Below are 24,970 nucleotides of genomic sequence, written 5' to 3' on the forward strand. Positions count from 1 at the left end.
CGGGTCAGAACCGGGCGAACCAGCCCAGCCGCAGGAAGACCGACTCGCCGGGCGCGTCGTCGAGGCCGTCGTTGTCCACCGCGCCGACCAGCCTGCGGACCGGGCCGGTGCCGACGAGCGCCAGGCCCTCCGGCTTGTCGTGCGCGGCCGCGCCGCCCGCGGTGAGGGCGGGCAGCAGGTCGCGGACCAGGCGCTTGCCGACCACGGGCTTGGGCTCGCCCGCCCGCACCGGGGCCAGGCGGCCGATGTCGACCCGGTAGACCTTCTTGACCGCAGCCGTGTCGCCGCGCTGGTTGTCTCGTTCGAGGACCAGGAGCGTGCGGTCGTCGGCGGCGGTCAGCTCGGACAGGCCGACCCAGCCGGTCGCCGCGGTGTCGAGCGGGTAGGCGGCGAAGGCCCACTCGCCGGTGGCGGGGGTGTAGCGGGCCAGCGTGGCCTCGCCCGGCCGGTCGGCCTTCCACTCGCGCTGCACGGCCAGCCAGACGTGCTCCCCGGCCACGGCGACGCCCTCGAAGCCGCTGCCGGTCGCGGTCGCCGCGACGGCGGCGGGCAGCGCGACCTCGCGGACGACCGCGCCGTCGGCGGCGACCTCGACCAGCAGGTTCGGCCGCTTCTTGCCGTCGCCCTCGGCGGCGATCCAGTAGCCGCCGCCTGCCCTGGCGGCGATGCCCTCGGCGTCGTAGCCGACGGGAGCGCCGTCGCGGGTGACGGTCAGCTCGGCGCGGACCTTCGCCGGGACGGCCAGGGTGTCGACGGTCAGCACGCGGGTCGGGCTGTAGGCGGAGTCGGTGACGGCGACGACGTCGCGGTGGTTGCCGGGGACGGCCGACAGGCCGGACAGCGCGCCGAAGCCGATGCCGTCGGAGACGATTGACGGGGCCGCCCGGTTCTGGGCGACCGCCACGGACATCGGCGAGCGGGTCAGCCGGTAGGCGCTGAGCGAGGAGCGCACGCCGTCTTCGGCCGAGTCCTCCTCCGCGGAGACGACCAGCGTGCGCGTCGCCGGGATGGGCAGCAGGCCCTCGGGGCCGACGCCGGTCGGCAGCGCCTGCACGAACCGCGGGCGGCGCGGGTCGGCGATGTCGTAGACGGCGACCAGGTTGGCCCGCTCCATGCCGACGAAGGCGTAGCGGTCGCGGCCGAAGGCGGCCACGGCCAGGCCCTCCGGCTCGACGCCCTTGTTGTCCGAGCGGCCGTCGGGGTACTGGCCCTGGTTGACGGCGATCCGCTGCAGCTCGTTGCCCGAGGAGTGCACGACCGCGCCGTCGCGGGAGTCGAACACCGTCCACGTCCGGGAGCCGCCGACGTAGTCGCCCTCGTCGGCGGTGCCCAGGTAGCGCTCGTCCAGCCAGGCGATGGCGTCCGGCTCGCGCGCGGCGGTGATCGTCCCCAACGGGTCGATCACGCCGTCGTCCTCGGTGTCCACGCCCGCGACGGTCACGCTGCCCGCCGAGAAGTGCCGGACGATCCGCCCGGTCGGCAGGTCGACGATGACGATGTGGTTGTTCTCCTGCAGCGTCACCGCGGCCTGGTTGCGCGCGTTGACGCTCACGTACTCCGGCTCCGGGTCCGACGGCGCGACCTCGGCGATCCCGGTCAGCCCGACCCGCCGGACCGTCCACGCCCGGGGCGCGCCGACGAGGTCCACGACGGCCAGGAAGCCCGCTGGGGCCTGCGGGAGCGCGCCGTCAGCGACGTCCTCGTCCCGCTCGTTCTCGACGGCGATGGCGGCGCGGCGCCCGTCCGGGGCGATGTCGATGGAGTCCGGCTGCCCGCCGAGCTCGTGCCGGGCCACCTCGGCGCGGGTGCGCAGGTCCACGACCACCAACAGCCCGGACGGCTCGGTGTATGACGCGGAGGTGTTGACCGCGACGAGCGCGTGCCCGCCCACGATGTCGACCGACGTCGGCTCGCCGGGCATGTCCAGCACGCCGTCGGGGCTCAGCCGCCCGCCGCGCAGCGAGGCGAAGCCGATCCGCCCGGCCGGGGAGTCGGTGTAGACGACGGTGCTGCCGTCCGGCGTGGCCGCGGCGATCTCGGCGGCGGTGTGCTCATCGGGCGAGCTGTTGAGGTACACGGGCATGGTGCCCACCCGCTGGAACCACTCGGGAGCCGCGGCGGCCGCCGGGCTCACCAGGGAGAACGTCGCCGCGCACGCGAGCGCGCCAGCGCATAACCGGACCGCCACTGGGCCTCCTACCTCGGGGTATGTGCCGCGCTTTGTAGCCGACGAACACGTCCCCGAGGTGAACGCCTAGCGACGCGTGTCCACCCGGTGGAAGTTGCGGTACGCCCGCGACGGCGTCGGCCCGCGCTGGCCCTGGTACCGCGAGCCCGCCTCCTTCGAGCCGTACGGGAACTCGGCGGCGGAGGAGAGCTGGAACAGGCACAGCTGGCCGATCTTCATGCCCGGCCAGAGCGTGATCGGCAGGTTCGCCACGTTGGACAGCTCCAGCGTGATGTGGCCGGTGAAGCCGGGGTCGATGAACCCGGCGGTCGAGTGCGTCAGCAGCCCGAGCCGCCCGAGCGAGGACTTGCCCTCCAGCCGCCCGGCCAGGTCGTCGGGCAGCGTGACCGCCTCGAACGTCGACCCGAGCACGAACTCGCCGGGGTGCAGCACGAAGGGCTCGTCACCCTCGGCCTCGACCAGCGAGGTCAGGTCGTCCTGCTGCTGCTGCGGATCGATGTGGGTGTAGCGGGTGTTGTTGAAGACCCGGAAGAACCGGTCGAGGCGCACGTCGATGCTGGACGGCTGCACCATCGCCGGGTCCAGCGGCTCCACCCGGAGCCTGCCGGAGTCGAGTTCCTTGCGGAGGTCGCGGTCGCTGAGCAGCACGCAGACACACTAACCCGGTCGCGAGCGCGGCCTTCGGGACGGTGTATGCTCTCATCGAGCTTGATCATGCGGATGTAGTTCAATGGTAGAACATCAGCTTCCCAAGCTGAGAACGCGGGTTCGATTCCCGTCATCCGCTCCAGAACGGTTTATGCAGGTCAGCAGGGGTGCCACCCGATCAGGGAGGCGCCCCTTTCCCGTGTCCGCCTCGTGCGGCTCCTCGACCAGGGGCGGCCATCCCCGCAGAGCGCAGTTCGCCACTGTGGCCGCTGGAAACTGCGAGGGGCCGGATGAGGCGTGTCGGAACTTCGCGGCCCGCGGGTGGGCGACGAAAGGTCGCGCGCGTTGTCCGTCCACAGACCGAAGGTGAACGTCCGAGGGCCGGGTCGCTCGGGTCGGGCGTTGGTCAGCCGCCGGTTGTCCGCGCTCGGATCTGGGCCTGCATGGCTGGCAGGGCGAATTCCTTGACCAGGTTCAGGATCTCCTGGGAGATCGAGCCGAACGGGCGGCCTGCGCGGACCTGCCACCACAGGTCGCCGATGGGGACGCCGGAGCCGACCAGGACCACCTGGCCGATCGGGACGCGCCAGCCGGGTTGGGAGTGGGCGAGGTACGGGCGGATGCGGCGCTGGGCCGTCCACTCGTCGGTCGGGGTGACGCCGAGGGAGAGGGTAAACCTGGTGGTGTCGGGTCGCGCAGGGGCCTGGACAATGGAGATCTCGGCGCGGTGGGTGTCGGTGACCATGCGGTAGTGGCGGTCGCTGCCGGACAAGCCCAGCGCGCGCAGACCGGGGGCGAGGTCGGTCTCGACCATGAGGCGGAACCACCCGTCGGCGTTGCGTACGGCGCCTGGTTCCACCGGCAGCCCCTCTCCTCGAACACTCCGCGTACGCACCGCAGTCGGACGGTCACTCCAGAGCTACCGCGACCCTATCCCGGACGGGCGGTCCTTCCTACCCAATCCCGCACCTACTGCTCGGTATTCCTCGTGCGGGTGACACGTGCCACCGTCCGCCCACGATGACACAGGCAAAGGATGTAATCCAGATCACAATCTTTGGGCTGTTCGGGTGACTTGGACCTCATCCCCGCCGAGCACGTCACGGCTTGCCGCTTGTCACGTCGCTCTAACAGGACGCGTAATTGAACGAAGGGTCACGTATGCCGCGCACCTCCATCCCGCGACCCGTCGGGCAGGCGGGCCTGGGCATCGCGCTGGTCGACGGCGTGCCCGTGTTCCGCGAGGGCCTGTCGGCGCTGGTCATGCGCACGCCGGGACTGCGCTGGCTCGGCGCGACCGACACCCCGCAGGGCGCGGTGGCCATGGTCGAGCGGTTCCGGCCGAACATCGCGATGATCGACTCCGGCCTCGACCCCCGGCACCACCTCAGCCACATGCTGACGGCGGGCCATCCCGAGTTAACCGTGCTGATCATGGTCAGAGACGCCCACCGCACCACGCATTACGTCGCCACGGCCCTGGCCTCCGGCGTGCACGGGGTCATCCTGCGCTCGGCGGAGCCCCCGCAGATCGTCGAGGCCATGCTCGGGCTGCACCGCGACCGCCGCTACGTCGACCCCGCCCTGGCCCAGACGGTGGCCGCGCCGAGGGCCAAGCTGGCCTGGCTGTCCGACACCACCCAGCCGCTGTCCCGGCGCGAGTTCCAGGTCCTGCAGCTCATCGCCGACGGCCTGGAGAACCAGGCGATCGCCAAGATCCTCTACGTGTCCGTCGAGACGGTCCGCACCCACGTCAAGAGCATCCTGCGCAAGCTCTCGGCGCGGGACCGCACCCACGCCGTCGCCGTCGCGTTCCGCTCGGGGGTCCTCACCATCGGCACGAACAAGCAGCCGGTGCAGCCGCGCACGGGCACGTGACGGCAGGCACGAAAATGCTCACCACTTGCTCGGGTTACCGCCTAGTAATATCCTGTTGTTACCGGTGAGTAGCACGCCCGCTCGTGAGGACACGGAGCAACAGACATGGGTCACTACAAGAGCAACGTCCGCGACCTCGAGTTCAACCTGTTCGAGGTGCTGAAGGTTCAAGAGCGCCTGGGCAAGGGTGTGCTGGCCGACGCCGACGAGGAGACCGCGCGCGGCGTGCTGGCCGAGCTGAACAAGCTGGCCGTCGGCCCGCTGGCCGACTCCTTCGCCGACGCCGACCGCAACCCCCCGGTGTACGACCCGAAGACCTTCTCGGCGACGCTGCCAGAGTCGTTCAAGAAGTCCTACCAGGCGCTGTGGGACGGCGAGTGGTGGCGGCTCGGCCTGACCAACGACCTCGGCGGCCTGGGCATGCCCCCCACCGTGCAGTGGGCGGCGGCCGAGCTGATCCTGGGCGCGAACCCGGCGCTGTTCATGTACCTGGCCGGCCCGAACTTCGCCATGATCCTGCACAAGAACGGCACCGAGGAGCAGAAGCGCTGGGCGCAGATCATGATCGATCGCGCCTGGGGCGCGACGATGGTGCTCACCGAGCCCGACGCGGGCTCCGACGTCGGCGCGGGCCGCACCAAGGCGGTCAAGCAGGACGACGGCTCCTGGCACATCGAGGGCGTGAAGCGGTTCATCACCTCGGCCGACCAGGACATGACCGAGAACATCATGCACCTGGTGCTGGCCCGCCCCGAGGGCGCCGGGCCGGGCACCAAGGGCCTGAGCCTGTTCCTGGTCCCCAAGTACCACTTCGACACCAACACCGGTGAGCTGGGCGAGCGCAACGGCGCCTTCGTCACCAACGTCGAGCACAAGATGGGCCTGAAGGTCTCCACGACCTGCGAGCTGTCCTTCGGCGTGCACGGCACCCCGGCCAAGGGCTGGCTGCTCGGCGAGGTGCACGACGGCATCGCGCAGATGTTCCAGGTCATCGAGTACGCCCGGATGATGGTGGGCACCAAGGCCATCGGCACGCTGTCGACCGGCTACCTCAACGCGCTGGAGTACGCCAAGGAGCGCGTGCAGGGCGCGGACCTGACCCAGATGCTGGACAAGACCGCCCCCCGGGTCACCATCACCCACCACCCCGAGGTGCGCCGCAGCCTGATGCTGCAGAAGGCGTACGCCGAGGGCCTGCGCGCGGTGTACCTCTACACGGCGTCCTTCCAGGACCAGGTGTGGACCGGCGACGGCGACCTGAAGCTCGCCGAGCGGGTCAACGACCTGCTGCTGCCGATCGTCAAGGGCGTCGGCTCCGAGCGGGCCACCGAGCAGCTGGTGCAGTCGCTGCAGATCCTGGGCGGCTCCGGCTTCCTGCAGGACTACCCGATCGAGCAGTACATCCGCGACGCGAAGATCGACTCGCTGTACGAGGGCACCACGGCGATCCAGTCGATGGACTTCTTCTTCCGCAAGATCGTCCGCGACAAGGGCCAGGCGCTGACCTACATCGCCGGGGAGATCACCAAGTTCCTGGAGGCCGAGGGCGGCAACGGCCGCTTCAAGCAGGAGCGCGAGCTGCTGAAGCAGGCCCTTGAGGACGTCCAGGCCATGCTGGGCTCGCTGATCGGCGCGCTGACCTCGGCGCAGGAGGACGTGCGCAACCTCTACAAGGTCGGCCAGCACACCGTGCGCCTGCTGATGGCCACCGGCGACCTGCTGGTGGGCTGGCAGCTGCAGCGCCAGGCCGAGATCGCCCTGGCCGCGCTGGACGCGGGCGCGTCCGGCAAGGACAAGGCGTTCTACGAGGGCAAGGTCGCCGTGGCGTCGTTCTTCGCCAAGAACGTCCTGCCGGAGCTGGCGGGCGCCCGCAAGATCGTCGAGGCTGCCGACAACGACATCATGGACGTCGACGAAGCCGCGTTCTGATTTGACGCCGAACGGCGGCGACTCCCTCCGGGGTCGCCGCCGTTTCGCTATGTCAGCGCCTGCCGGTAGCGCAGTTCGCGGATCTCCAGCCCGCCCACGACGTCGGGTTTGGCCGCGCCGTCGGGGGCGAAGCCGCAGCGGGCGTAGAACGCCATGGCGCGCTCGTTGCCCTCCTGCACCCAGAGGGTCGCGGTCGTGAAGCCCGCCTCCCGGAAGCAGGCCAGGGCGGCGGCCATCAGCAGGCTGCCGACGCCGCGCCGCCAGGTGTCCGGGCGGACGTAGAACGACGCGACCTCGCCGGTCGTCGCCGGGACGGCGTCCTCGTCGCCGGTCGGGCGGAGGTGGGCGAAGCCCGCGATCCCGTCGCCGTCGTCGGCGACGAGGGCGCCCCGGCGCGGCCAGTCCGCGTCCGCGACGGCCAGCGCCCACCGGGGAACCCGCTGCTCGGGCCGCAGGCCGTCGAGGACGGGCTGGGGCAGCAGCCCGACGTAGCCGTGCCGCCAGCCGAGCACGTGCGTCTCGGCGATGCCCTGGACGTCGTCGGGCGCCGCCCGGCGGATCAGCGTCACAGCGCGGCGAGGAGCTCGGCCTCGGCGTCGGCGGGCAGGCCCGCCTTGCGCTCGCGGTCGAGGCCGAGGGCCTTCTCGTGCTCCAGCGCCCGCACCGCCGACTCGGCCAGCGGCCGCGGCGTCAGGCCCGCGGCCAGCGCCGGGCCAGCGTCCCGGGCGCTCATCCCCCGGTGGGAGGCGGGCAGCCACAGCGGCAGCGAGCGCGGGCCCGCCCAGGGGGCGATGTCGTGCTCGGTCAGCACGGACTCCGGCACCCGGACCAGCTCGGCGTCCGAGCCGACCGCGTCCGCGACGGTGCGCAGCACGTCCAGCAGGGGCGCAGCGGGGCCGATGCCGTCGTAGACGCCCGTGGTGCCCCGCTCGGCCGCGTCCACGATCCACGCGGCCAGGTCGCCGACGTCGATGATCTGGGTGAGCTGGTCGACGTCGGGCACGGCGACGCGGCCGCCGCGGTGCAGGCGCATGGGCCAGTAGCCGAAGCGGTCGAACGGGTCGCCGGGTCCGGTGATCAGACCCGCCCGGACGATGAACGCGCGGTCGCCCATGGTCTCCAGGACCGCGTTCTCGCTGGCGACCTTGATCGAGCCGTACGCCTCCGGGTCCTGCAGCACCTTGGAGCGGTCGAAGTGCTCCTGGCGCGGGGGCAGCAGGACGTCGTCGACGCGGTCGGGGTGGGCGTAGACGCTGATGGACGAGACGAAGGTCCAGTGCCCGACGGACCCGAAGGCGTCCAGCGCCCGCCGGACCCAGGTGTGGGAGATCGGGGCGACGTCGACCACCGCGTCGAACGACTCGCCCGCCAGCGGGGCGAGGCCGTCGGGCTGGTCGCGGTCGACCTTGACGAGGCGGGCGCCGTCGGGGACCGCGCCCGACTCGCCGCGCGCGGCGCAGACGACGTCGTGGCCGCCCGCCACGGCCGCGGCGGCCGTCGTGTGGCCGACGAAGCGGGTTCCGCCCAGGATGAGGATTCGCATGCGCCCACCCAACTCCGCGGCCCGCCCGGCCGCCAGCCCTGCTCGCCGCGGGCGAACAAGGTGGCCGGGCTCACCGGCCGAGTTGATGAATACGCAGGTCAGGTACGATTTGACAGTACCGGCCCCCGCACCCCAGGAGTAGCCTGCCGTGGCCCGAGTCGTCGTCGACGTCATGCCCAAGCCGGAAATCCTCGACCCCCAGGGACAGGCGGTGGCCCGCGCCCTGCCCCGCCTCGGGTTCTCCGGCGTGTCCGATGTCCGCCAGGGCAAGCACTTCGAGCTGGAGGTCGACGACTCCGTCGACGACGCCACGCTCGCCAAGATCGCCGAGGGTTTCCTGTCGAACCCGGTGGTGGAGGACTTCGTCGTGCGGCGGGTGGAGTCGTGAGGATCGGCGCGGTCACCTTCCCCGGAACCCTCGACGACAGCGACACGCTGCGCGCCATCACCGCCGCGGGCGGTGAGGCCGTCGCGCTCTGGCACGGCGACGCCGACCTGCGCGGGGTCGACGCGGTGATCCTGCCCGGCGGCTTCTCCTACGGCGACTACCTGCGCGCGGGCGCGATCGCCCGGTTCGCGCCGGTCATGGGCGAGGTCGTCGACGCAGCCCGCAAGGGCATGCCGGTGCTGGGCATCTGCAACGGCTTCCAGGTGCTCTGCGAGGCCGGTCTGCTGCCGGGCGCGCTGCTGCGCAACGCCGGGCTGCACTTCGTCTGCCGCGACCAGTGGCTGCGCGTGGAGAACAACACCACCGCGTGGTCGTCGCGCTACGAGCAGGGCGCGGAGATCATCATCCCGATCAAGAACATGGACGGCCGCTACACCGCCGACGCCGAGACCGTCGCCGAGCTGGAGGGCGAGGGCCGCGTGGTGTTCCGCTACGTCGGCGCCAACCCCAACGGCTCGCTGGACGACATCGCGGGCATCAGCGACCCGAGCGGCCGCATCGTGGGCCTCATGCCGCACCCCGAGCACGCCATCGACGCGCTCACCGGCCCCTCCGACGACGGCCTGGGCATCTTCCTGTCCCTGCTCGACGCGGTGGTGACGGCGTGACCGACACCGTCGAGCAGGCCGCGAGCACCCCGGACCAGAGCCAGCCCTACCGCGAGCTGGGCCTCAAGGACGACGAGTACGCCCGCATCCGGGAGATCCTCGGCCGCCGTCCCACCGACGCCGAGCTGGCGATGTACTCGGTGATGTGGAGCGAGCACTGCTCCTACAAGTCCTCCAAGATCCACTGGAAGCACTGGAAGGACAACACCACCCCGGAGATGCAGGCCAAGATGCTGGCGGGCATCGGCGAGAACGCGGGCGTGGTCGACATCGGCGACGGCTGGGCGGTCACCTTCAAGCTGGAGTCGCACAACCACCCGTCCTATGTGGAGCCCTACCAGGGCGCGGCCACCGGCGTGGGCGGCATCGTGCGCGACATCATGGCGATGGGCGCGCGCCCGCTGGCCGTGATGGACCCGCTGCGCTTCGGCGCGCCCGACCACCCCGACACCAAGCGCGTGCTCCCCGGTGTCGTGGCGGGCATCGGCGGCTACGGCAACAGCCTCGGCCTGCCCAACATCGGCGGCGAGGTCGTGTTCGACGCAAGCTACCAGGGCAACCCGCTGGTCAACGCGCTGTGCGTGGGCGCGATGCGCACCGAGGACCTGCACTTGGCGCACGCCTCCGGCGTGGGCAACAAGGTCATCCTGTTCGGCGCGCGCACCGGCCTCGACGGCATCGGCGGCGTGTCGGTGCTGGCGAGCGAGACGTTCTCCGGCGAGGAGGGCGGCACGGGGCGCAAGAAGCTCCCCGCCGTCCAGGTCGGCGACCCCTTCACCGAGAAGGTGCTGATCGAGTGCTGCCTTGAGCTGTTCCAGGCGGGCATCGTCGTCGGCATCCAGGACCTCGGCGGCGCTGGCCTGTCCTGCGCGACCAGCGAGCTGGCCAGCGCCGGTGACGGCGGCATGCGCGTCGAGCTGGACAAGGTGCCGCTGCGCGCCACCGGCATGACGCCCGCGGAGGTGCTCTCCAGCGAGTCGCAGGAGCGCATGTGCGCGGTCGTCGAGCCCGCCAACGTGGACGCGTTCATGGCCGTCTGCGCCAAGTGGGACGTCATCGCCACGGTGATCGGCGAGGTCACCGACGGCGACCGGCTGGTCATCACCTGGCACGGCGAGACCGTGGTCGACGTGCCGCCGCGCACCGTGGCGCACGAGGGCCCGATGTACGCCCGGCCGATCGCCCGCCCGGACTTCCAGGACGCGCTGCAGGCCGACACCAGCGACCGGCTCCCCCGCCCGTCCACCCCGGACGAGCTGCGCGAGCTGGTCCTGCGCATGGCGGGCGCGCCCAACCTGGCGTCGCGGCGCTGGGTCACCGAGCAGTACGACCGCTACGTGCGCGGCGGCACCGTGCTCGCCCAGCCCTCCGACGGCGGCATGATCCGCATCGACGAGCGGACGGGCCGCGGCGTGGCCCTGGCCACCGACTGCAACGGCCGCTTCGTCAAGCTCGACCCGTACACCGGCACGCAGCTCGCGCTGGCCGAGGCGTACCGCAACGTCGCGGTCACCGGCGCGATGCCGCTGGCGGTCACCAACTGCCTGAACTTCGGCTCGCCGGAGGACCCCGCGGTCATGTGGCAGTTCGAACAGGCGGTGAAGGGCCTGGCCGAGGGCTGCAAGGAGCTGGGCATCCCGGTGACGGGCGGCAACGTCAGCTTCTACAACCAGACCGGCACCACGGCGATCCTGCCGACCCCGGTCGTCGGCGTGCTCGGCGTGATCGACGACGTCCGCCGCCGCATCCCCACCGGCATCGGCGCGGAGGCAGGCGAGACGCTGCTGCTGCTCGGCGAGACCCGCGACGAGTTCAACGGCTCGGAGTGGGCGCACGAGATCCACGGCCACCTCGGCGGCCTGCCGCCGAAGGTGGACCTGGCCAGGGAGAAGCTGCTGGCCGAGGTCCTGGTCGCGGGCTCGCGCGACGGCATGGTCTCCGCGGCGCACGACCTGTCCGACGGCGGCCTCGCGCAGGCGCTGGTGGAGGCCTGCCTGATCGGCGAGACCGGCGCGCGGGTCTTCCTCGACCCGGACGCCGACCCGTTCGTCCAGCTGTTCAGCGAGTCGGCCGGGCGCGTGCTGGTCGCGGTGCCGCGCACCGAGGAGCTGCGGTTCACCGACATGTGCACCGCGCGCGGGCTGCCGTGGCGCAAGACCGGCGTGGTGGACCCGGAGTCCGGCGCGCTGGAGATCCAGGGCGTCGGCGTGCTGCCGCTGCCCGAGCTGCGGTCGGCGTGGGAGGCCACGCTCCCGGCCCTGTTCGGCTGAGCCCCGGTCACCGGGTCGTGGCGCGCGCTACGACCCGGTGACGGGCACGCACTCGCCGGGCCGGATCTCCAGCAGGAACGGGCTCGGGTCGCCCTCGATCGAGGAGTGCCGCGCGGTGATCGTCGCGGTGAGGCCGTCGCCGGTCGCCGTCATGCCGTCCGGTGTGGACTGTGTCGTCCAGCCTGCCGACCGCAGCTCCTCGTCCATTTGGGACAGAACCGCGGGGAGATTGGTCCTGGCGGGCAGTTTCGCGGTGTCCCGCATGGTCCAGGTGACGCCGCGCGGCCCCGCGCCGCCGCAGTTGGCCAGCGCGGGCTCGTCCGCCGCCCGTCCGCCCAGCCCGATGATCCCCCTGATCGCCGCCGCGGTCCGCGCGGCCCGCTCCTGACCGTCGGCCACCGCCCGCGCCTGGGCCTCGGTCGGGTCCGGCCGGGTGAAGTCGTTGTGGTCGAGCCGCCGCGAGTCCCCGGACTTGGTGCAGTTGGGCCGTTCCGCGCGCACGGTCTCCCCGGTCAGCGCGAGCAGCACGTCGTGCGGTCCGACCAGGGCGAGGTCGACGCCGTCGGCGGTCTGGGGCTGCCAGCCCGCGGCGACCGCCGCCGCGCGCAGCCGCTCGGGGGCGACGCCGGTCAGCGTCGCGTCGGCCCAGGTGATGACCTGGTCGGGCGTGGCGGGCCACGCGCCGCACGTCTCCGCGCCGAAACTCGGCGTCGCGCCGCCGTCGACCGCGCGCAGCAGGCTGGTCACGGTGTCGCTGAAGTCCTCGGCGACGGGCACCGGCTCGGGCTCGTCCGAGCAGCCCGCGGCCGCCAGCAGCACCGCGAGACCGGCGGCGACGCGGCGGATCACTTGCGGGACACCGTGTACTCGTAGGTCGTGACCTCCTGGCCGCCGAAGAAGCCGCCCGCGCTGTCGATGAACCGCCGCACCGAGGGGTCGTCGCTCTGGTCGAGCTGGCGCGCGGCGTCGGTGTAGTTCCCGCCGATGCCGTGGTTGCCGCCCGCGGTCCCGGTCTGGTTGTCGAAGGTGACGGTCGTGCGGTTGTCGCTGGCCGGGTTGTCCCTGGCGTCGAGGTGGGGCACGATGTCGCCGCTGTTCTCCAGGGAGAGCACCTGCACGTTGTCGGGCACGTCGATGTTGCCCACCGGCGAGCCCGCCGTCACCACGTGCGTGACGTTGTAGGGGGCGCCGGTCTCCGGGTTGGCGAGGTTGCCCGCCGCCTGCGCGGCGACGATGCCGCCCTGGCTGTGCCCGACCAGCATGATCGGCGCGTCCGACGGCACGCCCGCCGCGCGCAGGGCCTCCTCGATGCCCTCCTGCAGCACGGTCTCGTTGCCCGCCATGGCGTCGACGTTGGTGCCGAAGTCGTTGGCGCTGCCCTGGTCCCCGCCCGGCAGGTTCCACACCTTGGTGCCGGGGATGTCGACGATGTAGGAGACCGTGCCGTCCGGTCCGACGACCTTCTTGACGTCGATGTTGGCGTCGGTCTCGTTGCGGTGGTCGAGGCCGTCCAGCAGGTCGCCGAGCCCGTCCGGCGGGGTGGTGCCGTGCACGCTCTGGTCGATGACCGGCGGCTGCCCGTAGGGCGGGTCCAGCGCGGGGTCGCCGTCGGGGTAGGCCGCCGCGGCCAGGTCGGTCAGCGTGGCCATGTCGGTGGGCAGGCCGAGCGCGCTCAGCGTGCCCGGGGCCATGCCCAGCACGGTGTCGATCATGCCGGGGTGCTCGACCAGCCAGCGCTGGGCGTCGCCGTCGTAGTTCAGCATGATGTCGGCGGCGATCAGGGCGGCCGTCCCGCCGGTGACCGCGAGGCCGGGCAGCGTCGTCGCCGCCGCGCCCATCAGCCAGCGGCTGGCCTCCAGCGCCTTGGCGTTGATGTCGTCGGCGAGCTGGTAGGCCTGGTTGGTCGCCTGCAGGGTCAGCCCGCGCAGGCCGATCGCGGCCGAGGTCGCCGTCAGCCCGCTCGGCCCGTCGAGCGCGCCGAGCATCGCGGCCTCGAACCGGGCCACCCCGCCCGGGTTGAGCAGGGCGGAGGCGACGACGTTCGGGTCCACCAGGTGGCCGTGGGAGGCCATCGCGATGGTCAGCGTCTCGCCAGCGACGTCGTCGGTCAGGTCGCCGAGCGCGGCGAGGTCCTCGTACTGCGCCTCGGTGCCGCCCGCGCCGCCCTCGACGGTCAGGTTGGTCACCCCGGGTCCGGTCATGACAGCGCCTCCGACACGAAGGGGGCCAGCCAGACCCCGAAATCCTCCCGGGCGACGGGCTCCAGGTCCACCAGCTCGCGGTCGGCGCCCGTGGGGGCCGGGCGGATGCCCACCCAGCCGGTGTCGCTGTGCAGCCACGTCAGCCGCGCGGTCCGCACGCCCTCGCCGATCAGCGCGGTCACCAGGCAGTGCAGGACGCCGTCGGCGCGCCGCAGCACGGCGGTGGCGAACCGGGCCTCATCGGCGGGCAGGTTCAGCTCGGAGAGCACGTGGCCGGGGGCCTCCGGGTCGGCCTCGCGCAGCAGTTCGGCGACGCCCAGCTCGTGCAGGGCCCGCAGCGGCACACGTCCGCGCAGCGGCTCGGCCTCCTCGGCGTCGAGCGCGGAGCCGATGCCGCCGCGCTCCTCGGCGGGCACCGCGCGGACGAGCTCGCGGCCGAGGTCGGTCGCCTGGAACATCGACAGCTCGACGGCGGCGTCGGGCAGCAGGAACAGCGACGCGCCCAGCCGACCGGCGATGGCGTGCAGGCTGCGCGACCCCCGGGTGCTGATCGTCGCCGTGGTGTCGAACATGATCTGCGGCCCGCTGAGCACCCGCAGGTTCGCCGCGACGGAGGGGTGCACCCGGCCGTCGACGACGATGTCGCGCGCGGCCAGCGCCTCGGCCTCGGCCCCGGTGGTGACGTCCGGCGCGGGCGCCCAGTCCGGCGGCATGCTCATGCCCAGCTCGCCCACGAGGTGGGCGTACTCGGCGGCCGTCAGCACCAGCCGGTGCGCGGCGGTCAACGCGGCCATCACGCCACTCCCTGCGCCTGCATGAACCTGCCGACCTCCAGCCACTCCTTGTCGCCCGGCGGCGGCAGGTTGTCCGGCTGGTAGCGCCAACCCTCCCACGGCGGCCGCGGCGGGGACGGCGCGTCGCCGCCGAAGCCCAGCGCGTCGCCGATGCCGTCGGCGATGTCCTTGACCGCGTTCTTGAAGGCGTCGACCGCCTGGTTGAACCGCTCGATCGCGCCGTTGAACCAGTTCACGACGCTCTCGGCGATCCGCTTGATGGCCGCGATCAGCTCGCGGACCTCCTGGGCGTGCTGGCGCAGGATCGCCGCGGCGGCGTCGAACTTCTCCGCGGTGCCGTCGAGGGCGGCGCGGTCGTTGGCGACGGTCTCCCGGCACCGGTCGGCGGCGATGGACTTCCAGCGCATCGCCTCGGCCTGGGTCAGCATCGAGGTGCCGTGGTCGCGGATCTCGGTCGCGCGCTGCTCGATGCGCGTGGCGATGCGGTCGAGCTCATCCGGGTCGCCGTAGAACGCCATGTCCTTACCCCCAGCGGGCGGGCCGTCGGTACGCACGGTAGACGCGGCCCGTGAGGGTTCGGTTCCCGCTCGTGACAGGGTCTTGTGACTGGGGTCTCGCGACAGGGCCGCGTGACAGACCGACGGCGGGGCTGCCCCGGCCCCGCCGTCGGTCCGCCGGTCCAGCGGTCAGCCGCCGTTGGCCAGCACCTGCAGCCGGTCGTAGGCGCCGTTGAAGTAGTTCTGATCGATCGGGGACGAGGTGTACTGCCAGAACGTCCACACCGTCCAGTTGTAGGGAAGCGTGCCCACCGACGAGGAGTAGCGCGCGATCCACAGCGGGTTGGAGTGGGCGAACCGCGCCGCCGTCCCGACGCACTGCGACCACCAGCTGGTGCTGGTGTAGAAGACGGCGTCGCGGCCCGTGCGGGCGCGGTAGGTGTTGCTGAAGTCGGCGATCCACGCCGCCATCTGCGCCTGCGTCTTGCCGTAGCAGGTCGCGCCGTACGGGTTGTACTCCAGATCGGCCACGCCCGGCAGGGTCTTGCCGTCGCGGGACCAGCCGCCGCCGTTGTCGACGAAGAAGTGCGCCTGGGTGGCGCCGGACGACCGGTCGGGCAGCGCGAAGTGGTACGCGCCCCGGATCATCCCGATGTTGTAGGAGCCGTTGTACTGCTGCGCGAAGTACGGGTTGCGGTACGTCGTGCCCTCGGTTGCCTTCACGTAAGCGAATCGCTTGCCCTGGTTCCACCAGTACGCCCAGTCGACGTTGCCCTGCCAGCCGGAGACGTCGATGCCCGCGACCGTCGCCTGCACGCCCGGGTCCGGCGGCGCCTTGCGCGCGTTGCGGTCGCCGCCTTCGTGCTTGCGGATCTGGGAGCCCATCGGGTGGTCCTGGGCCAGGACGCTCTCGGCCGCGGCAGGGGACGCGACCAGGGTGGACAGCACTAGTGCGGACGTCACTAACAAGGACTTCATCGTTGATGCCCCTTCCGAGTGCCCTCACGCGGGCGGCTAACCGGAGGTAGCCGCCCGAGTACCCAGTGTGCTTGATTAACCACCCAAAAGTCACGCTTTCGCGTGAATTGATAACCGGACGGCCGAGGGGCGCGCGGACCTCGTCCGGTCGGCGGTGGAGACTTGACCATGGCCACCTCGTTCCCGGACGCTTTCGGTAGTCACCCGGAAGCCTCATGTGAACAGAGGTGGTGACACTCCGCAAATGCGCAACCGCTCTGGTGACAAGGCGTTGTTCAGGTGAAACTGTCCGTGGAGTGGCGGAAGGGGTGAGAAGTGGACACCGCACCGGTCGGACCGGACGCGTTCGCCGAAAGGTGGACGGGCGTACTCGTCTCCACCGGATACGTGGCCCTCGACCGGGCCACGCTCGTCGGCCGCGTGCGCGGACTGACCGATGTCGTCTACGCCGCGCTCGCCGCGCCCGAGCCCGACACGGCGGCGGTCGAGAAGGTCGGCACCGCGCTCGTCGAGCTCAGCCTGACCGGCGCCGCGACCCTGGCCGCCAGCGTCCGACTGTTCGGGGAGTTGTTGTCCGGCCCGCACCTGCCCGCCCTGCAGGGGGCCCTGACCAGCGGGTTCGTCGCCGCCCAGCAGGAGCGGATCTTCCGCGACCAGGAGGCCATCCGCCGCGCGGCGCTGGAGGCCAGGCGCGGCGTGGAGGCCGCCCTGCTGGCCAGCGAGGCCCGGTTCCGGGCGATGTTCACCCAGGCCGCGATCGGGATCGTGATCACCGACGCCGTGGGCACGCTGCTGGAGGTCAACGCCGCCTTCGCCGCGATGTTCGGGTACCCGGAGGCCGAGCTGGTCGGGATGTCCGCGGCGGACCTGCGCTTCCCGGACGAGCCCGCCGCGATGCGCGAGCCGTTCGCCGAGATGGTCGCGGGCGAGCGCGACCACTACCGCATGGAGCGCCTGCTGAAGCGCGCCGACGGCACCGGCCTGTGGGTCGACCAGTCGGTCTCCCTGGTCCGCGACGAGAACGGCGCCCCGCGGTTCATGGTCGGGATGATGGAGGACATCACCGAGCGGCACAGCCTGGAGGAGCGGCTGCGCCACCAGGCCAACCACGACCCGCTCACCGGGCTGGGCAACCGCGCGCTGTTCTCCGAGCGGCTCGCCGCCGCGTTCGCCCTCGGCGAGGAGAACCGCGTCGGCGTCTGCTACCTCGACCTCGACGGCTTCAAGGTCATCAACGACAGCCTCGGCCACGACGTCGGCGACGAGCTGCTGGTCGCCGTCGCCGCCCGCCTCGACGCCCTGGTCACCGCCCCGAACCGGCTGGTCGCGCGGATGGGCGGCGACGAGTTCGTGGTGCTGGTCGAGCAGAGCACGGGCCGCGACGAGCTGGTCGACCTCGCCGAGCGCATCCTCGCCGCGCTGGCCGAGCCGGTCAGCATCGGCGGCCACCGGCTGTCGGTGTCGGCCAGCATCGGCGTCGTCGAGCGCCCGGTCGCGGGCACCAGCCCCGCCGAGACCATGCGCGACGCCGACGTGACGCTGTACTGGGCCAAGGCCGACGGCAAGAACAGGTGGGCCGACTACGACCCCGACCGCAACGCCCGCGAGGTCGCCCGGTTCACCTTGTCGGCGCGGATGCCCGCCGCCGTGGAGAGCGAGGAGTTCTACGTCGACTACCAGCCGATCGTGCGGCTCGCGGACGGGTCGCTGGTCGGCGTCGAGGCCCTGGTGCGCTGGGCGCACCCGGAGTTCGGGCGGCTCGGGCCCGACCAGTTCATCGGCCTGGCCGAGGAGACGGGGCTGATCGTCCCGATCGGCCGCTGGGTCCTGCGCGAGGCCGCTGGCCAGGCCCGCCGCTGGCGCGACGCGTACGGCTGCCGCGCGCCGAGGGTCAGCGTCAACCTCGCCGCCCGCCAGACCGAGGAGCCGACCCTGGTCGCCGACGTCGGCACGATCCTGGCCGCGGCGGACATCCCGGCGAACGCGATCCAGTTGGAGCTCACCGAGTCGGCGATCATGGAGACGACGGGCAAGCCGCTGGCCGCGCTGCACGGGCTGGCGGACCTGGGCGTGCGCATAGCGATCGACGACTTCGGCACGGGGTACTCGAACCTGGCCTACCTGCGGCACCTGCCGGTCCACGCGATCAAGCTGGCGGGGTCGTTCATGGAGGGCCTGCGCGGCATCCCCGCCGCCGACCCCGCCGACAGCCAGATCGTGACGAGCCTGGTGTCGCTGGCCCACGTGCTGGGCCTGGAGGTCATCGCGGAGGGCGTCGAGGAGCCGCAGCAGGCCGACCGCCTGGGCGCCATCGGCTGCGACAGCGCCCAGGGCTGGCTCTACGCCAAACCGGGCCCGCCGGAGGAGATCGAGCGCTGGCTGGACGCGACCGCGGACGTCACAGCCGGTCGATGACCGCGGCGATGGCCGTGCGCGTCTCGGCCACGGTGCACGCAGCCCGCGCGAGTTCGGTGCGCGCGGCGAGGTAGAGCCCGATCTCGGGCTCGTGGAGGAACACCTCGCTGCGCTGGAGTCCGACGTGGACGACGGCGGGGTCCCTCGGGAACTCCCACAGCAGCCACGGGTGGACGAGCGCGCCCAGCGGCTCGCCGATGCGCAGCAGGCGCACGCCGATGCCCCGGTCCACGGAAGCGAGCAGGTGGTGGAGCTGCTCTTTCAGGGCCGCCCGGCCGCCGAACGGGGTGTGCAGGGCCAGTTCGTGGACGAAGGCGGTGATGTCGGCCCTGGCGAAGACCTGGTCCCGCCGCCGCGCGCGGGTTTCCCAGAGGGTGTCGATCTCGCGCTGCTCCGTGCCGTTCATGCGCAGGAAGGCGGAGGCGTAGGCGCGGGTCTGGAGCAGCTCGGGCAGGACCGCGATCGACCAGCTGGTGAGCGCGGTCGCGGTGCACTCGTGGCTGGCCACGCCGATGTCCGGCGGCAGGCCGGGCAGCCGCCCCTGCCACCAGCCGCTCGGCACCTCGGCCCGGGCGGCGTCGACCAGCAGGGCGCGCTGGCGCGCGGGCACGCGGTAGATGGTGAGGAGGAGGGCGACGTCCTCGCTGGTGATGTGCCGCTTGCCGTTCTCGATGCGGCTCAGCGTGGACAGGGAGATCATGGACACCTCGGCCGCCTGTTCCAGGGAGAGGTCTGTTCGCTCCATGCGGATGGTCCGCAGCTGTGCTCCGAGAATCCGATCCCGCGCCTGTGGTGACCTGCGCCGTCCCGACATGTCTGCCCTCTTCCTGCCCTGGTGTCCCGCTCGGTGAGTCGGGCCGACGGGACCGCGGCCGCGGAGTCCACGGCGGGGATGGAGGCGTCGACCCGCCATGGCAGTCCGCGATCCCGTCGACAGGGAAACGATAAAGGGCGAAAAATCTCCCCAACATCCTTCGTTCGAGTGACTATCGCCCCTCGGTCTAGCGACCTAGGGTGTTGCCCATGCCGAGCATGCAGACAAGGCGGAAGCGCAAGGTGGGTCAGACCCTGGCCCGTCTCCGCGAACGGTCCGGCCACACCATCGAGCAGGTCGCCGCGTTGCTGCGTCGATCAGCGGGACAGGTCTCCAAGTACGAGAACGGTTACAACCTCTGCGCCTTCGCCGAGTTGTCGACGATGCTCGTGCTCTACAACGCCACCGCGGAGGAACGTGCGGAGGTGGAAAGTCTCTGGGAGGACGCCAAACAGGACAGCACACGGATTGCCTTCTCCTCTGCTGTCCCACCGAAGTTCCGGGCGTTCCTGCGGACCGAGGCGGACGCGACAACGATCAGCGAGGTTCAACCGTGTTGCGTGCCCGGTCTGCTTCAGACCGCTGAATACGCGGCAGCGATCCAGCAGTCCTCCTACCGGATCGTCGACACCTCTGTTGAACAAGATCGGCTGGTCAATGCGCGCCTGGCACGCCAGCGACTCCTCGAAGGCGATCAGCCTCTTCGGCTGCACGCCGTCCTCGACGTGGCCGTGATCAAGCGCCGCGTCGGCGGGCCCTCCGTCATGGCCGACCAACTCAGGCACCTGCTTGCCGCCGGTCAGCGCGACAACATCGAGATCCAGGTCATCGACTATGGAGCCGGTGCGTACGGCACGATGTCCGGCCCGGTGACGATCTTCGGCTTCGAAGACGAAGATCCGAACACGGTGTACCTGGAGTACCCCGGCGGAGGAGAATGGGTAGACGACGCGGCCGACACCGCCAAGTTCGTGGCGATGTTCCAGGACGTGTCCGCCCTAGCGCTGTCCGGTGCGGAGTCGGCGGCGTTGATCAGGGCGCAGGCCGAGGCGATGGAGGAACTATGAGCACTGAGTGGCGTACCAGCAGCTTCAGCGGAGGAAGCAACAACTGTGTGGAGCTGGCGCGTGGTGTCGAGGTCGCTGGTGTGCGGGACTCCAAGCACCGGGACGGTGGGGCGCTCCGGCTCCCCTCGTTCGCGTTCGACGCGTTCCTGGCTCACGTGAAGAAGTAGCTATGGAGTGGCGTGTCAGCAGTTTCAGCGGTGGCGACAACAACTGTGTGGAGTTGGCGCGTGATGCCGATATCGCTGGCGTGCGCGACTCCAAGTGCCGGGACGGTGGGGTGCTCTGGTTCCCGCCGCGCTCGGTCGACGCGCTTCTCGCCGAGGTGAAGCGCTAGCCGGGTCCCGGCAGCGGTGATCCAGCTCGACGGCGGCAGGACAGCCCTCACCCGGGCGTCCTGCCGCCGTTTCACTTCCCCGCGTCCACCTACGGCATCCGGGGACCGGTGGCTGCGGGGCCGCCGTCGGCAGCCACCGCCGTGGAGCGGCCGAGGAGCGCCGGGTCGCCTTCGTCGTCCGGCGCTCCTCGGCGAGAACATAGGCTCCAGCCCATGCAGTTCCACAAGGTCGCGGAGCGGGCCGACATCCCGCCCTTCCACGTCATGGATGTCGTCTCGGCGGCCAACGCCCGCCAGCGCAGCCACGGCGACGTCATCTCCCTCGCCGCGGGCCAGCCGTCCACCGGCGCGCCCGCCGCCGTCCGGCGCGCCGCCGCCGAGGCGATCGACGCCGGTCCCCTCGGCTACACCGAGCAGGTCGGCATCCCCGAGCTGCGGCAGGCGATCGCCGCCCACTACCGCCGCTACGACCTCGACATCGCCGAGTCCGACGTCATCGTCACCACCGGCTCCTCCGGCGGCTTCCTGCTCGCCTTCCTCGCCGCCTTCGACGCGGGCGACCGCGTCGCCCTCGCCCGGCCGGGTTACCCCGCCTACCGCAACATCCTGTCCGCGCTGGGCTGCGAGGTCGTCGACCTCCCCTGCGGCGCCGACGTCCGCTTCCAGCCCACCGTCGCGATGCTGGAGGAGGCGGGCCCGCTCGACGGCGTGATCGTCGCCAGCCCCGCCAACCCGACCGGCACCGTCCTCGACGCCGCCGAACTCGCCGCCATCGCCACCTGGTGCGCCGAGCGCGGCGTCCGGCTGATCAGCGACGAGATCTACCACGGCATCTCCTACGGCGTCCCGACCGCGTGCGCGTGGGAGTCCTCCCGCGAGGCCGTCGTGGTCAACTCCTTCTCCAAGTACTTCGGCATGACCGGCTGGCGCCTCGGCTGGCTGCTGGTCCCGCCCGGCCTGCACCGCGCGGTCGACCGGCTGACCGGCAACTTCCACCTCTGCGCCCCGGCGATCGCCCAGCACGCCGCCGTGGCCGCCTTCACCCCCGCGACCTACGCCGAACTCGACACCCACGTCACCCGCTACCGGACCAACCGCGACATCCTCATCGCGGGACTGGCCGACCTGGGCGTCACCGAGGTCGCCCCCGCCGACGGCGCGTTCTACGCCTACGCCGACGTGTCCCACCTCACCGACGACTCCATGGACTTCTGCAAGCGGCTGCTCGCCGACACCGGCGTGGCGATCGTGCCGGGGATCGACTTCGACCCCGTGGCCGGGCGCCGGTTCGTCCGGCTGTCGTTCGCAGGCTCCACCGAGGACGTGCGCGAGGCGCTGGCGCGGATCGGCGGCTGGCTGCGCTGACATCCGGACCGGGGTGCCCCTGCGCGGAACCCTCGACCGTCGCGAAGCGTTGACCTGGGTAAACCGGGAGGCGCAGATGCTGATCAAGATCATCGGCGCGATCATCGTCATCTGGATCGCGTTCAGTGTGCTCGGCTTCGTGTTCGAGGTGCTCGGCACGCTGCTGATCGTCGCCGCCGTGGCGACCGTCGGCGTGGCGGCCTACGGCGCGATCAAGGGCAGGGGCGCGCGCAAGCAGATCCGCGGCTGAGGTTTGCCCGATCGCGGTCGGGGGGTTCAGCATGTCCGCGTGTCCAAGCAGACCGATGAGACCGAACCCGCGGTCAGCGCGTGGGAAGCGCGCACCGACCTCGCGCTGACCACGCTGGCCCTGCTGTTCCTGGGCGTCTACGCCTGGCAGGTGCTCGACGAGGGCATGGACCGGGGCCTGCACTCCGTGCTGGAAGGCACGCTCTGGGTGATCTGGGTGCTGTTCGCCGCCGATTACGTCATCCGGCTGTCCCTGGCCCGGCGCAAACTGCGGTTCGTCGGCAGGCACATTCTCGACCTGCTCGCGGTGGCCCTGCCGATGGTGCGCCAGCTCCGCGCGCTGCGGCTGCTGACCGTCCTGCGGGTGCTCAACCGCCGGTTCGGCTCCGGACTGCGCGGCCGGGTCGGCATCTACGTCGCGGGCACGACGCTCCTGATCGGACTGGCCGCCGCCCTGGCCGTCCTCGACGCCGAGCGCCGCGATCCGGAGGCCAACATCACCACCTTCGGCGACGCGCTCTGGTGGACGCTGACCACGATCACCACCGTCGGCTACGGCGACCGCTACCCGGTGACCACCGAGGGCAGGCTGATCGCGGCCACCCTGATGATCGGCGGCATCGCGCTCATCGGTGTGGCCACGGGCACGATCGCGTCCTGGTTCCTGGAGAAGATCGCGGGCGCCGAGGACAAGGACGAGTCCACCTACGCCGAGGTCGTCGCCATGCGCGGGGAACTCGCCGCGCTGCGCGCCGAGCTCGCCGGGGTCAACCGGTCCGGGTCGAGTCCGCCCTGATCCTGGCCAGCGCCTCGTCGATGTCGGCCGTCGTCACGTCGCGGTGCGTGACGAACCGGACCCCGCCGGGCACGGCGACCGCGGCCACCCCGAGCCGGTCGAGGGTGGCCAGGGCGTGCCGGGTGTCCGGGACGGCGGCGATGACGATGTTGGTCTCCGGTTTGGCCACCTGCCAGCCCAGCGCGGCCAGGCCGTCGGCGAGGCGGGCGGCGTTGGCGTGGTCGGCGGCCAGCTCCGGGACCCGGTCGAGGGCGAGCAGGCCCGCCGCGGCCAGCACGCCGCCCTGCCGGACGCCGCCGCCGAGCATCTTGCGCAGCCGCCGGGCCTCGGCGACGAACTCCGCCGACCCGCACACCAGCGACCCGACCGGCGCGCCCAGGCCCTTGCTCAGGCACACCTGCACCGTGTCCACGCCCACGGTCAGCGCGGCGGGCGGCACGCCGAGGGCGACCGCGGCGTTCCAGATCCGGGCCCCGTCGAGGTGCACGCGCACGCCCGCGTCGGCGGCCAGCGCGACCAGCTTGGCGTGCTCGTCGGGCGGGGTGACCGCGCCGCCTGCGAAGTTGTGGGTGTTCTCCAGGCACAGCAACCGGGTGCGCAGCGTGTAGTACGGGCCGTCCCCGCCCAGGTGGACCCGCAGGTCCTCGGGCGCGATCCGGCCCGGCCCCGCCGACCAGTCCAGCGGCTGCGGCATGCCGCCCGCCAGCCACGCGCCGCTGCCCAGTTCGGCCTCCAGCACGTGCGCGGCGCGCGGGGCCAGGTAGCGGTCGCCGCGCTCCAGGTGGTGCATGAGCGCGATCAGGTTGCCCATCGTGCCGCTCGGCACCCACAGGGCCGCGGCCATGCCGAGCAGGTCGGCGGCGCGCTCCTCCAGCTCGCGCATGGTGGGGTCGTGGTCGAGGACGTCGTCGCCGACCTCGGCGGCGGCCATGGCGGCCCGCATGCCGTCATCGGGCTGGGTGACGGTGTCCGAGCGCAGGTCGATGCGGGGGAAGGTCACGAACAGATCACACCACAGCCACGCGCGCGCGGCTGCTGCCGGGGGTGGCGTGCGTCTCCCACCCGGTCCGTGCAACCGTTGGGCACCACAGATCCGTCCCCAGTCCGGAACAACAGGAGCGTCCGCGTGGACCAGAGCGAGGAGCGGGAGTTCGCGGAGTACTTCGCCGCCCGGCGCGACGCCGTGCGGCGGACCGCGTACCTGCTCTGCGGCGACTGGCACCGGGCGGACGACCTGGCGCAGACCGCGTTCGTCGCACTGCACCGCAGGTGGCGCAAGGTCCGGGACAAAGGGGCCCTGGACGCCTACGTCCGCCGCAGCGTGGTGCGGGCGGCGATCGACGAGTCGCGGCGGCCGTGGCGGCGGGAGCGCCATGTCGACGCCGTCCCGGAGCGGCCTGCCCGCGACGGGGCCGGTGGTGACATGAGCGACACCGTGGCCACCCGGTCGGCGCTGCTCGACGGCCTGGCCGGGGTGCCGCCGAGGCAGCGGGCGGTGCTGGTCCTGCGGTTCCTGGAAGGCTTGGACGTGGCCGCCACGGCTGCCGTGCTCAAGTGCTCGGAGGGCAACGTCAAGAGCCAGACCGCGCGCGGACTGGCAACCTTGCGGACAGTGCTCGGCGACGCGTTGGACGACCTGAGGTCAGCCCAGTAGGGGAGGTGGGAGTCGATGGACGAGAAGCGCATTTCCTCGTTGTTCCAGGACGCCGTCCGGGACGTGCCCGCGCCCACCTTCGACGAGGGCGACGTCACGGCGGAGTCGGCGAGGTTGACCCGAAAGAGGAACGGACTTCTGGCCGGATCGGCGCTAGGCTTCGCCCTGTTGGTCGGCGGCGCCGCGACCGGCGTCGCGTTGTGGACTGGGCCGAACGGTGGTTCCGGTAACGATTCGGCGGCGGCGGCCTCTCCGTCCGTACTCGAAGGTAACGAAACCGCTGCTCCATACGAG

25 protein-coding genes and 1 tRNA gene are annotated in these 24,970 nt (G+C 71.9%); 14 read left to right on the forward strand and 12 right to left on the reverse strand.

Annotation, left to right across the window (positions count from 1 at the left end; all coding sequences use genetic code 11):
- Nucleotides 1-4: 4 nt before the first annotated feature.
- Nucleotides 5-2,188, reverse strand: a complete 2,184-nt coding sequence (locus IEY98_RS05395; RefSeq protein WP_229786606.1) for an esterase-like activity of phytase family protein — start codon at nt 2,186-2,188, stop codon at nt 5-7.
- 66 nt (nt 2,189-2,254) lie between these two features.
- On the reverse strand, nt 2,255-2,836 hold the full coding sequence (gene dcd, locus IEY98_RS05400; protein WP_189209128.1) for a dCTP deaminase: 582 nt from the start codon (nt 2,834-2,836) through the stop codon (nt 2,255-2,257).
- A 68-nt stretch (nt 2,837-2,904) separates the two neighbouring features.
- On the opposite strand from dcd, the gene IEY98_RS05405 reads away from it, so the two are divergent.
- Nucleotides 2,905-2,978, forward strand: a tRNA-Gly gene (locus IEY98_RS05405).
- Between the two features lie 264 nt (nt 2,979-3,242).
- Here the strand turns inward: IEY98_RS05405 and IEY98_RS05410 are convergent.
- Entirely contained in the window at nt 3,243-3,695 is a 453-nt protein-coding gene (locus IEY98_RS05410) for a hypothetical protein (RefSeq protein ID WP_189209129.1), read from the reverse strand.
- A 302-nt stretch (nt 3,696-3,997) separates the two neighbouring features.
- On the opposite strand from IEY98_RS05410, the gene IEY98_RS05415 reads away from it, so the two are divergent.
- Together IEY98_RS05415 and IEY98_RS05420 are read left to right on the forward strand one after the other, a co-directional pair.
- Nucleotides 3,998-4,714, forward strand: coding sequence for a response regulator transcription factor (locus tag IEY98_RS05415; protein ID WP_189209130.1), 717 nt, complete (start codon nt 3,998-4,000; stop codon nt 4,712-4,714).
- A gap of 105 nt (nt 4,715-4,819) precedes the next feature.
- The gene (locus IEY98_RS05420) at nt 4,820-6,643 is read left to right on the forward strand and encodes an acyl-CoA dehydrogenase (protein WP_189209131.1); all 1,824 of its coding nucleotides are present in this window, start codon (nt 4,820-4,822) and stop codon (nt 6,641-6,643) included.
- Between the two features lie 47 nt (nt 6,644-6,690).
- On the opposite strand, the gene IEY98_RS05425 is transcribed toward IEY98_RS05420, so the two are convergent.
- The gene (locus IEY98_RS05425) at nt 6,691-7,212 is read right to left on the reverse strand and encodes a GNAT family N-acetyltransferase (RefSeq protein ID WP_229786608.1); all 522 of its coding nucleotides are present in this window, start codon (nt 7,210-7,212) and stop codon (nt 6,691-6,693) included.
- Entirely contained in the window at nt 7,209-8,186 is a 978-nt protein-coding gene (locus IEY98_RS05430; RefSeq protein WP_189209132.1) for an NAD-dependent epimerase/dehydratase family protein, read from the reverse strand. The genes IEY98_RS05425 and IEY98_RS05430 overlap by 4 nt, the downstream gene beginning before the upstream one ends.
- A 148-nt stretch (nt 8,187-8,334) precedes the next feature.
- Here IEY98_RS05430 and purS point away from each other — a divergent pair, with 148 nt between their 5' ends.
- From purS to purL, 3 genes are read left to right on the forward strand one after another with little or no spacing between them, the layout of a single operon-like run.
- Nucleotides 8,335-8,574: a phosphoribosylformylglycinamidine synthase subunit PurS gene (gene purS / locus IEY98_RS05435; protein ID WP_189209133.1), complete on the forward strand. Its 240-nt coding sequence runs from the start codon at nt 8,335-8,337 to the stop codon at nt 8,572-8,574.
- The gene (purQ, locus tag IEY98_RS05440) at nt 8,571-9,242 is read left to right on the forward strand and encodes a phosphoribosylformylglycinamidine synthase subunit PurQ (protein ID WP_189209134.1); all 672 of its coding nucleotides are present in this window, start codon (nt 8,571-8,573) and stop codon (nt 9,240-9,242) included. Before purS ends, purQ begins: the two co-directional genes overlap by 4 nt.
- Entirely contained in the window at nt 9,239-11,512 is a 2,274-nt protein-coding gene (gene purL / locus IEY98_RS05445) for a phosphoribosylformylglycinamidine synthase subunit PurL (protein WP_189209135.1), read from the forward strand. Before purQ ends, purL begins: the two co-directional genes overlap by 4 nt.
- Before the next feature lie 27 nt (nt 11,513-11,539).
- Here the strand turns inward: purL and IEY98_RS05450 are convergent, their stop codons facing one another.
- The 5 genes from IEY98_RS05450 to IEY98_RS05470 form a co-directional block, all read right to left on the reverse strand.
- Nucleotides 11,540-12,361, reverse strand: coding sequence for a hypothetical protein (locus tag IEY98_RS05450; RefSeq protein ID WP_189209136.1), 822 nt, complete (start codon nt 12,359-12,361; stop codon nt 11,540-11,542).
- Nucleotides 12,358-13,713 (reverse strand): esterase/lipase family protein, encoded by a 1,356-nt coding sequence (locus IEY98_RS05455; protein ID WP_189209137.1) that lies wholly within the window; start codon nt 13,711-13,713, stop codon nt 12,358-12,360. The genes IEY98_RS05450 and IEY98_RS05455 overlap by 4 nt, the downstream gene beginning before the upstream one ends.
- Nucleotides 13,710-14,507: an ESX secretion-associated protein EspG gene (locus IEY98_RS05460; RefSeq protein WP_189209138.1), complete on the reverse strand. Its 798-nt coding sequence runs from the start codon at nt 14,505-14,507 to the stop codon at nt 13,710-13,712. The genes IEY98_RS05455 and IEY98_RS05460 overlap by 4 nt, the downstream gene beginning before the upstream one ends.
- On the reverse strand, nt 14,507-15,025 hold the full coding sequence (locus IEY98_RS05465; RefSeq protein WP_189209139.1) for a WXG100 family type VII secretion target: 519 nt from the start codon (nt 15,023-15,025) through the stop codon (nt 14,507-14,509). Before IEY98_RS05465 ends, IEY98_RS05460 begins: the two co-directional genes overlap by 1 nt.
- A gap of 168 nt (nt 15,026-15,193) precedes the next feature.
- A complete protein-coding gene (locus IEY98_RS05470) occupies nt 15,194-15,982 on the reverse strand; it encodes a lysozyme (RefSeq protein ID WP_189209140.1) in 789 nt (262 codons plus the stop codon).
- A gap of 315 nt (nt 15,983-16,297) precedes the next feature.
- Between IEY98_RS05470 and IEY98_RS05475 the strand changes: the two genes are divergently transcribed.
- Nucleotides 16,298-18,397 (forward strand): putative bifunctional diguanylate cyclase/phosphodiesterase, encoded by a 2,100-nt coding sequence (locus IEY98_RS05475; RefSeq protein ID WP_189209141.1) that lies wholly within the window; start codon nt 16,298-16,300, stop codon nt 18,395-18,397.
- On the opposite strand, the gene IEY98_RS05480 is transcribed toward IEY98_RS05475, so the two are convergent.
- Entirely contained in the window at nt 18,381-19,310 is a 930-nt protein-coding gene (locus tag IEY98_RS05480) for a Scr1 family TA system antitoxin-like transcriptional regulator (protein WP_308425843.1), read from the reverse strand. The genes IEY98_RS05475 and IEY98_RS05480 overlap by 17 nt on opposite strands.
- A 110-nt stretch (nt 19,311-19,420) precedes the next feature.
- Here IEY98_RS05480 and IEY98_RS05485 point away from each other — a divergent pair, with 110 nt between their 5' ends.
- From IEY98_RS05485 to IEY98_RS05510, 6 genes are all read left to right on the forward strand, one after another.
- Complete coding sequence (locus tag IEY98_RS05485) at nt 19,421-20,278, forward strand: helix-turn-helix domain-containing protein (protein WP_189209143.1); 858 nt, start codon at nt 19,421-19,423, stop codon at nt 20,276-20,278.
- A complete protein-coding gene (locus IEY98_RS05490) occupies nt 20,275-20,445 on the forward strand; it encodes a DUF397 domain-containing protein (protein WP_189209144.1) in 171 nt (56 codons plus the stop codon). The genes IEY98_RS05485 and IEY98_RS05490 overlap by 4 nt, the downstream gene beginning before the upstream one ends.
- A 2-nt stretch (nt 20,446-20,447) precedes the next feature.
- Nucleotides 20,448-20,612, forward strand: coding sequence for a DUF397 domain-containing protein (locus IEY98_RS05495; RefSeq protein ID WP_189209145.1), 165 nt, complete (start codon nt 20,448-20,450; stop codon nt 20,610-20,612).
- Between the two features lie 213 nt (nt 20,613-20,825).
- Nucleotides 20,826-21,977 (forward strand): pyridoxal phosphate-dependent aminotransferase, encoded by a 1,152-nt coding sequence (locus IEY98_RS05500; protein WP_189209146.1) that lies wholly within the window; start codon nt 20,826-20,828, stop codon nt 21,975-21,977.
- Between the two features lie 76 nt (nt 21,978-22,053).
- A complete protein-coding gene (locus IEY98_RS05505) occupies nt 22,054-22,227 on the forward strand; it encodes a hypothetical protein (RefSeq protein ID WP_189209147.1) in 174 nt (57 codons plus the stop codon).
- A gap of 39 nt (nt 22,228-22,266) precedes the next feature.
- The gene (locus IEY98_RS05510) at nt 22,267-23,022 is read left to right on the forward strand and encodes a potassium channel family protein (RefSeq protein ID WP_189209148.1); all 756 of its coding nucleotides are present in this window, start codon (nt 22,267-22,269) and stop codon (nt 23,020-23,022) included.
- Here the strand turns inward: IEY98_RS05510 and IEY98_RS05515 are convergent.
- Nucleotides 22,994-24,022, reverse strand: coding sequence for a threonine aldolase family protein (locus tag IEY98_RS05515; protein ID WP_373292325.1), 1,029 nt, complete (start codon nt 24,020-24,022; stop codon nt 22,994-22,996). The two genes, IEY98_RS05510 and IEY98_RS05515, sit on opposite strands and share 29 nt — an antisense overlap.
- 126 nt (nt 24,023-24,148) lie before the next feature.
- Between IEY98_RS05515 and IEY98_RS05520 the strand changes: the two genes are divergently transcribed.
- Complete coding sequence (locus IEY98_RS05520; RefSeq protein ID WP_189209149.1) at nt 24,149-24,676, forward strand: SigE family RNA polymerase sigma factor; 528 nt, start codon at nt 24,149-24,151, stop codon at nt 24,674-24,676.
- Nucleotides 24,677-24,970 lie beyond the last annotated feature (294 nt).

Source organism: Actinokineospora fastidiosa, assembly GCF_014648415.1.
Taxonomy (GTDB): domain Bacteria; phylum Actinomycetota; class Actinomycetes; order Mycobacteriales; family Pseudonocardiaceae; genus Actinokineospora; species Actinokineospora fastidiosa.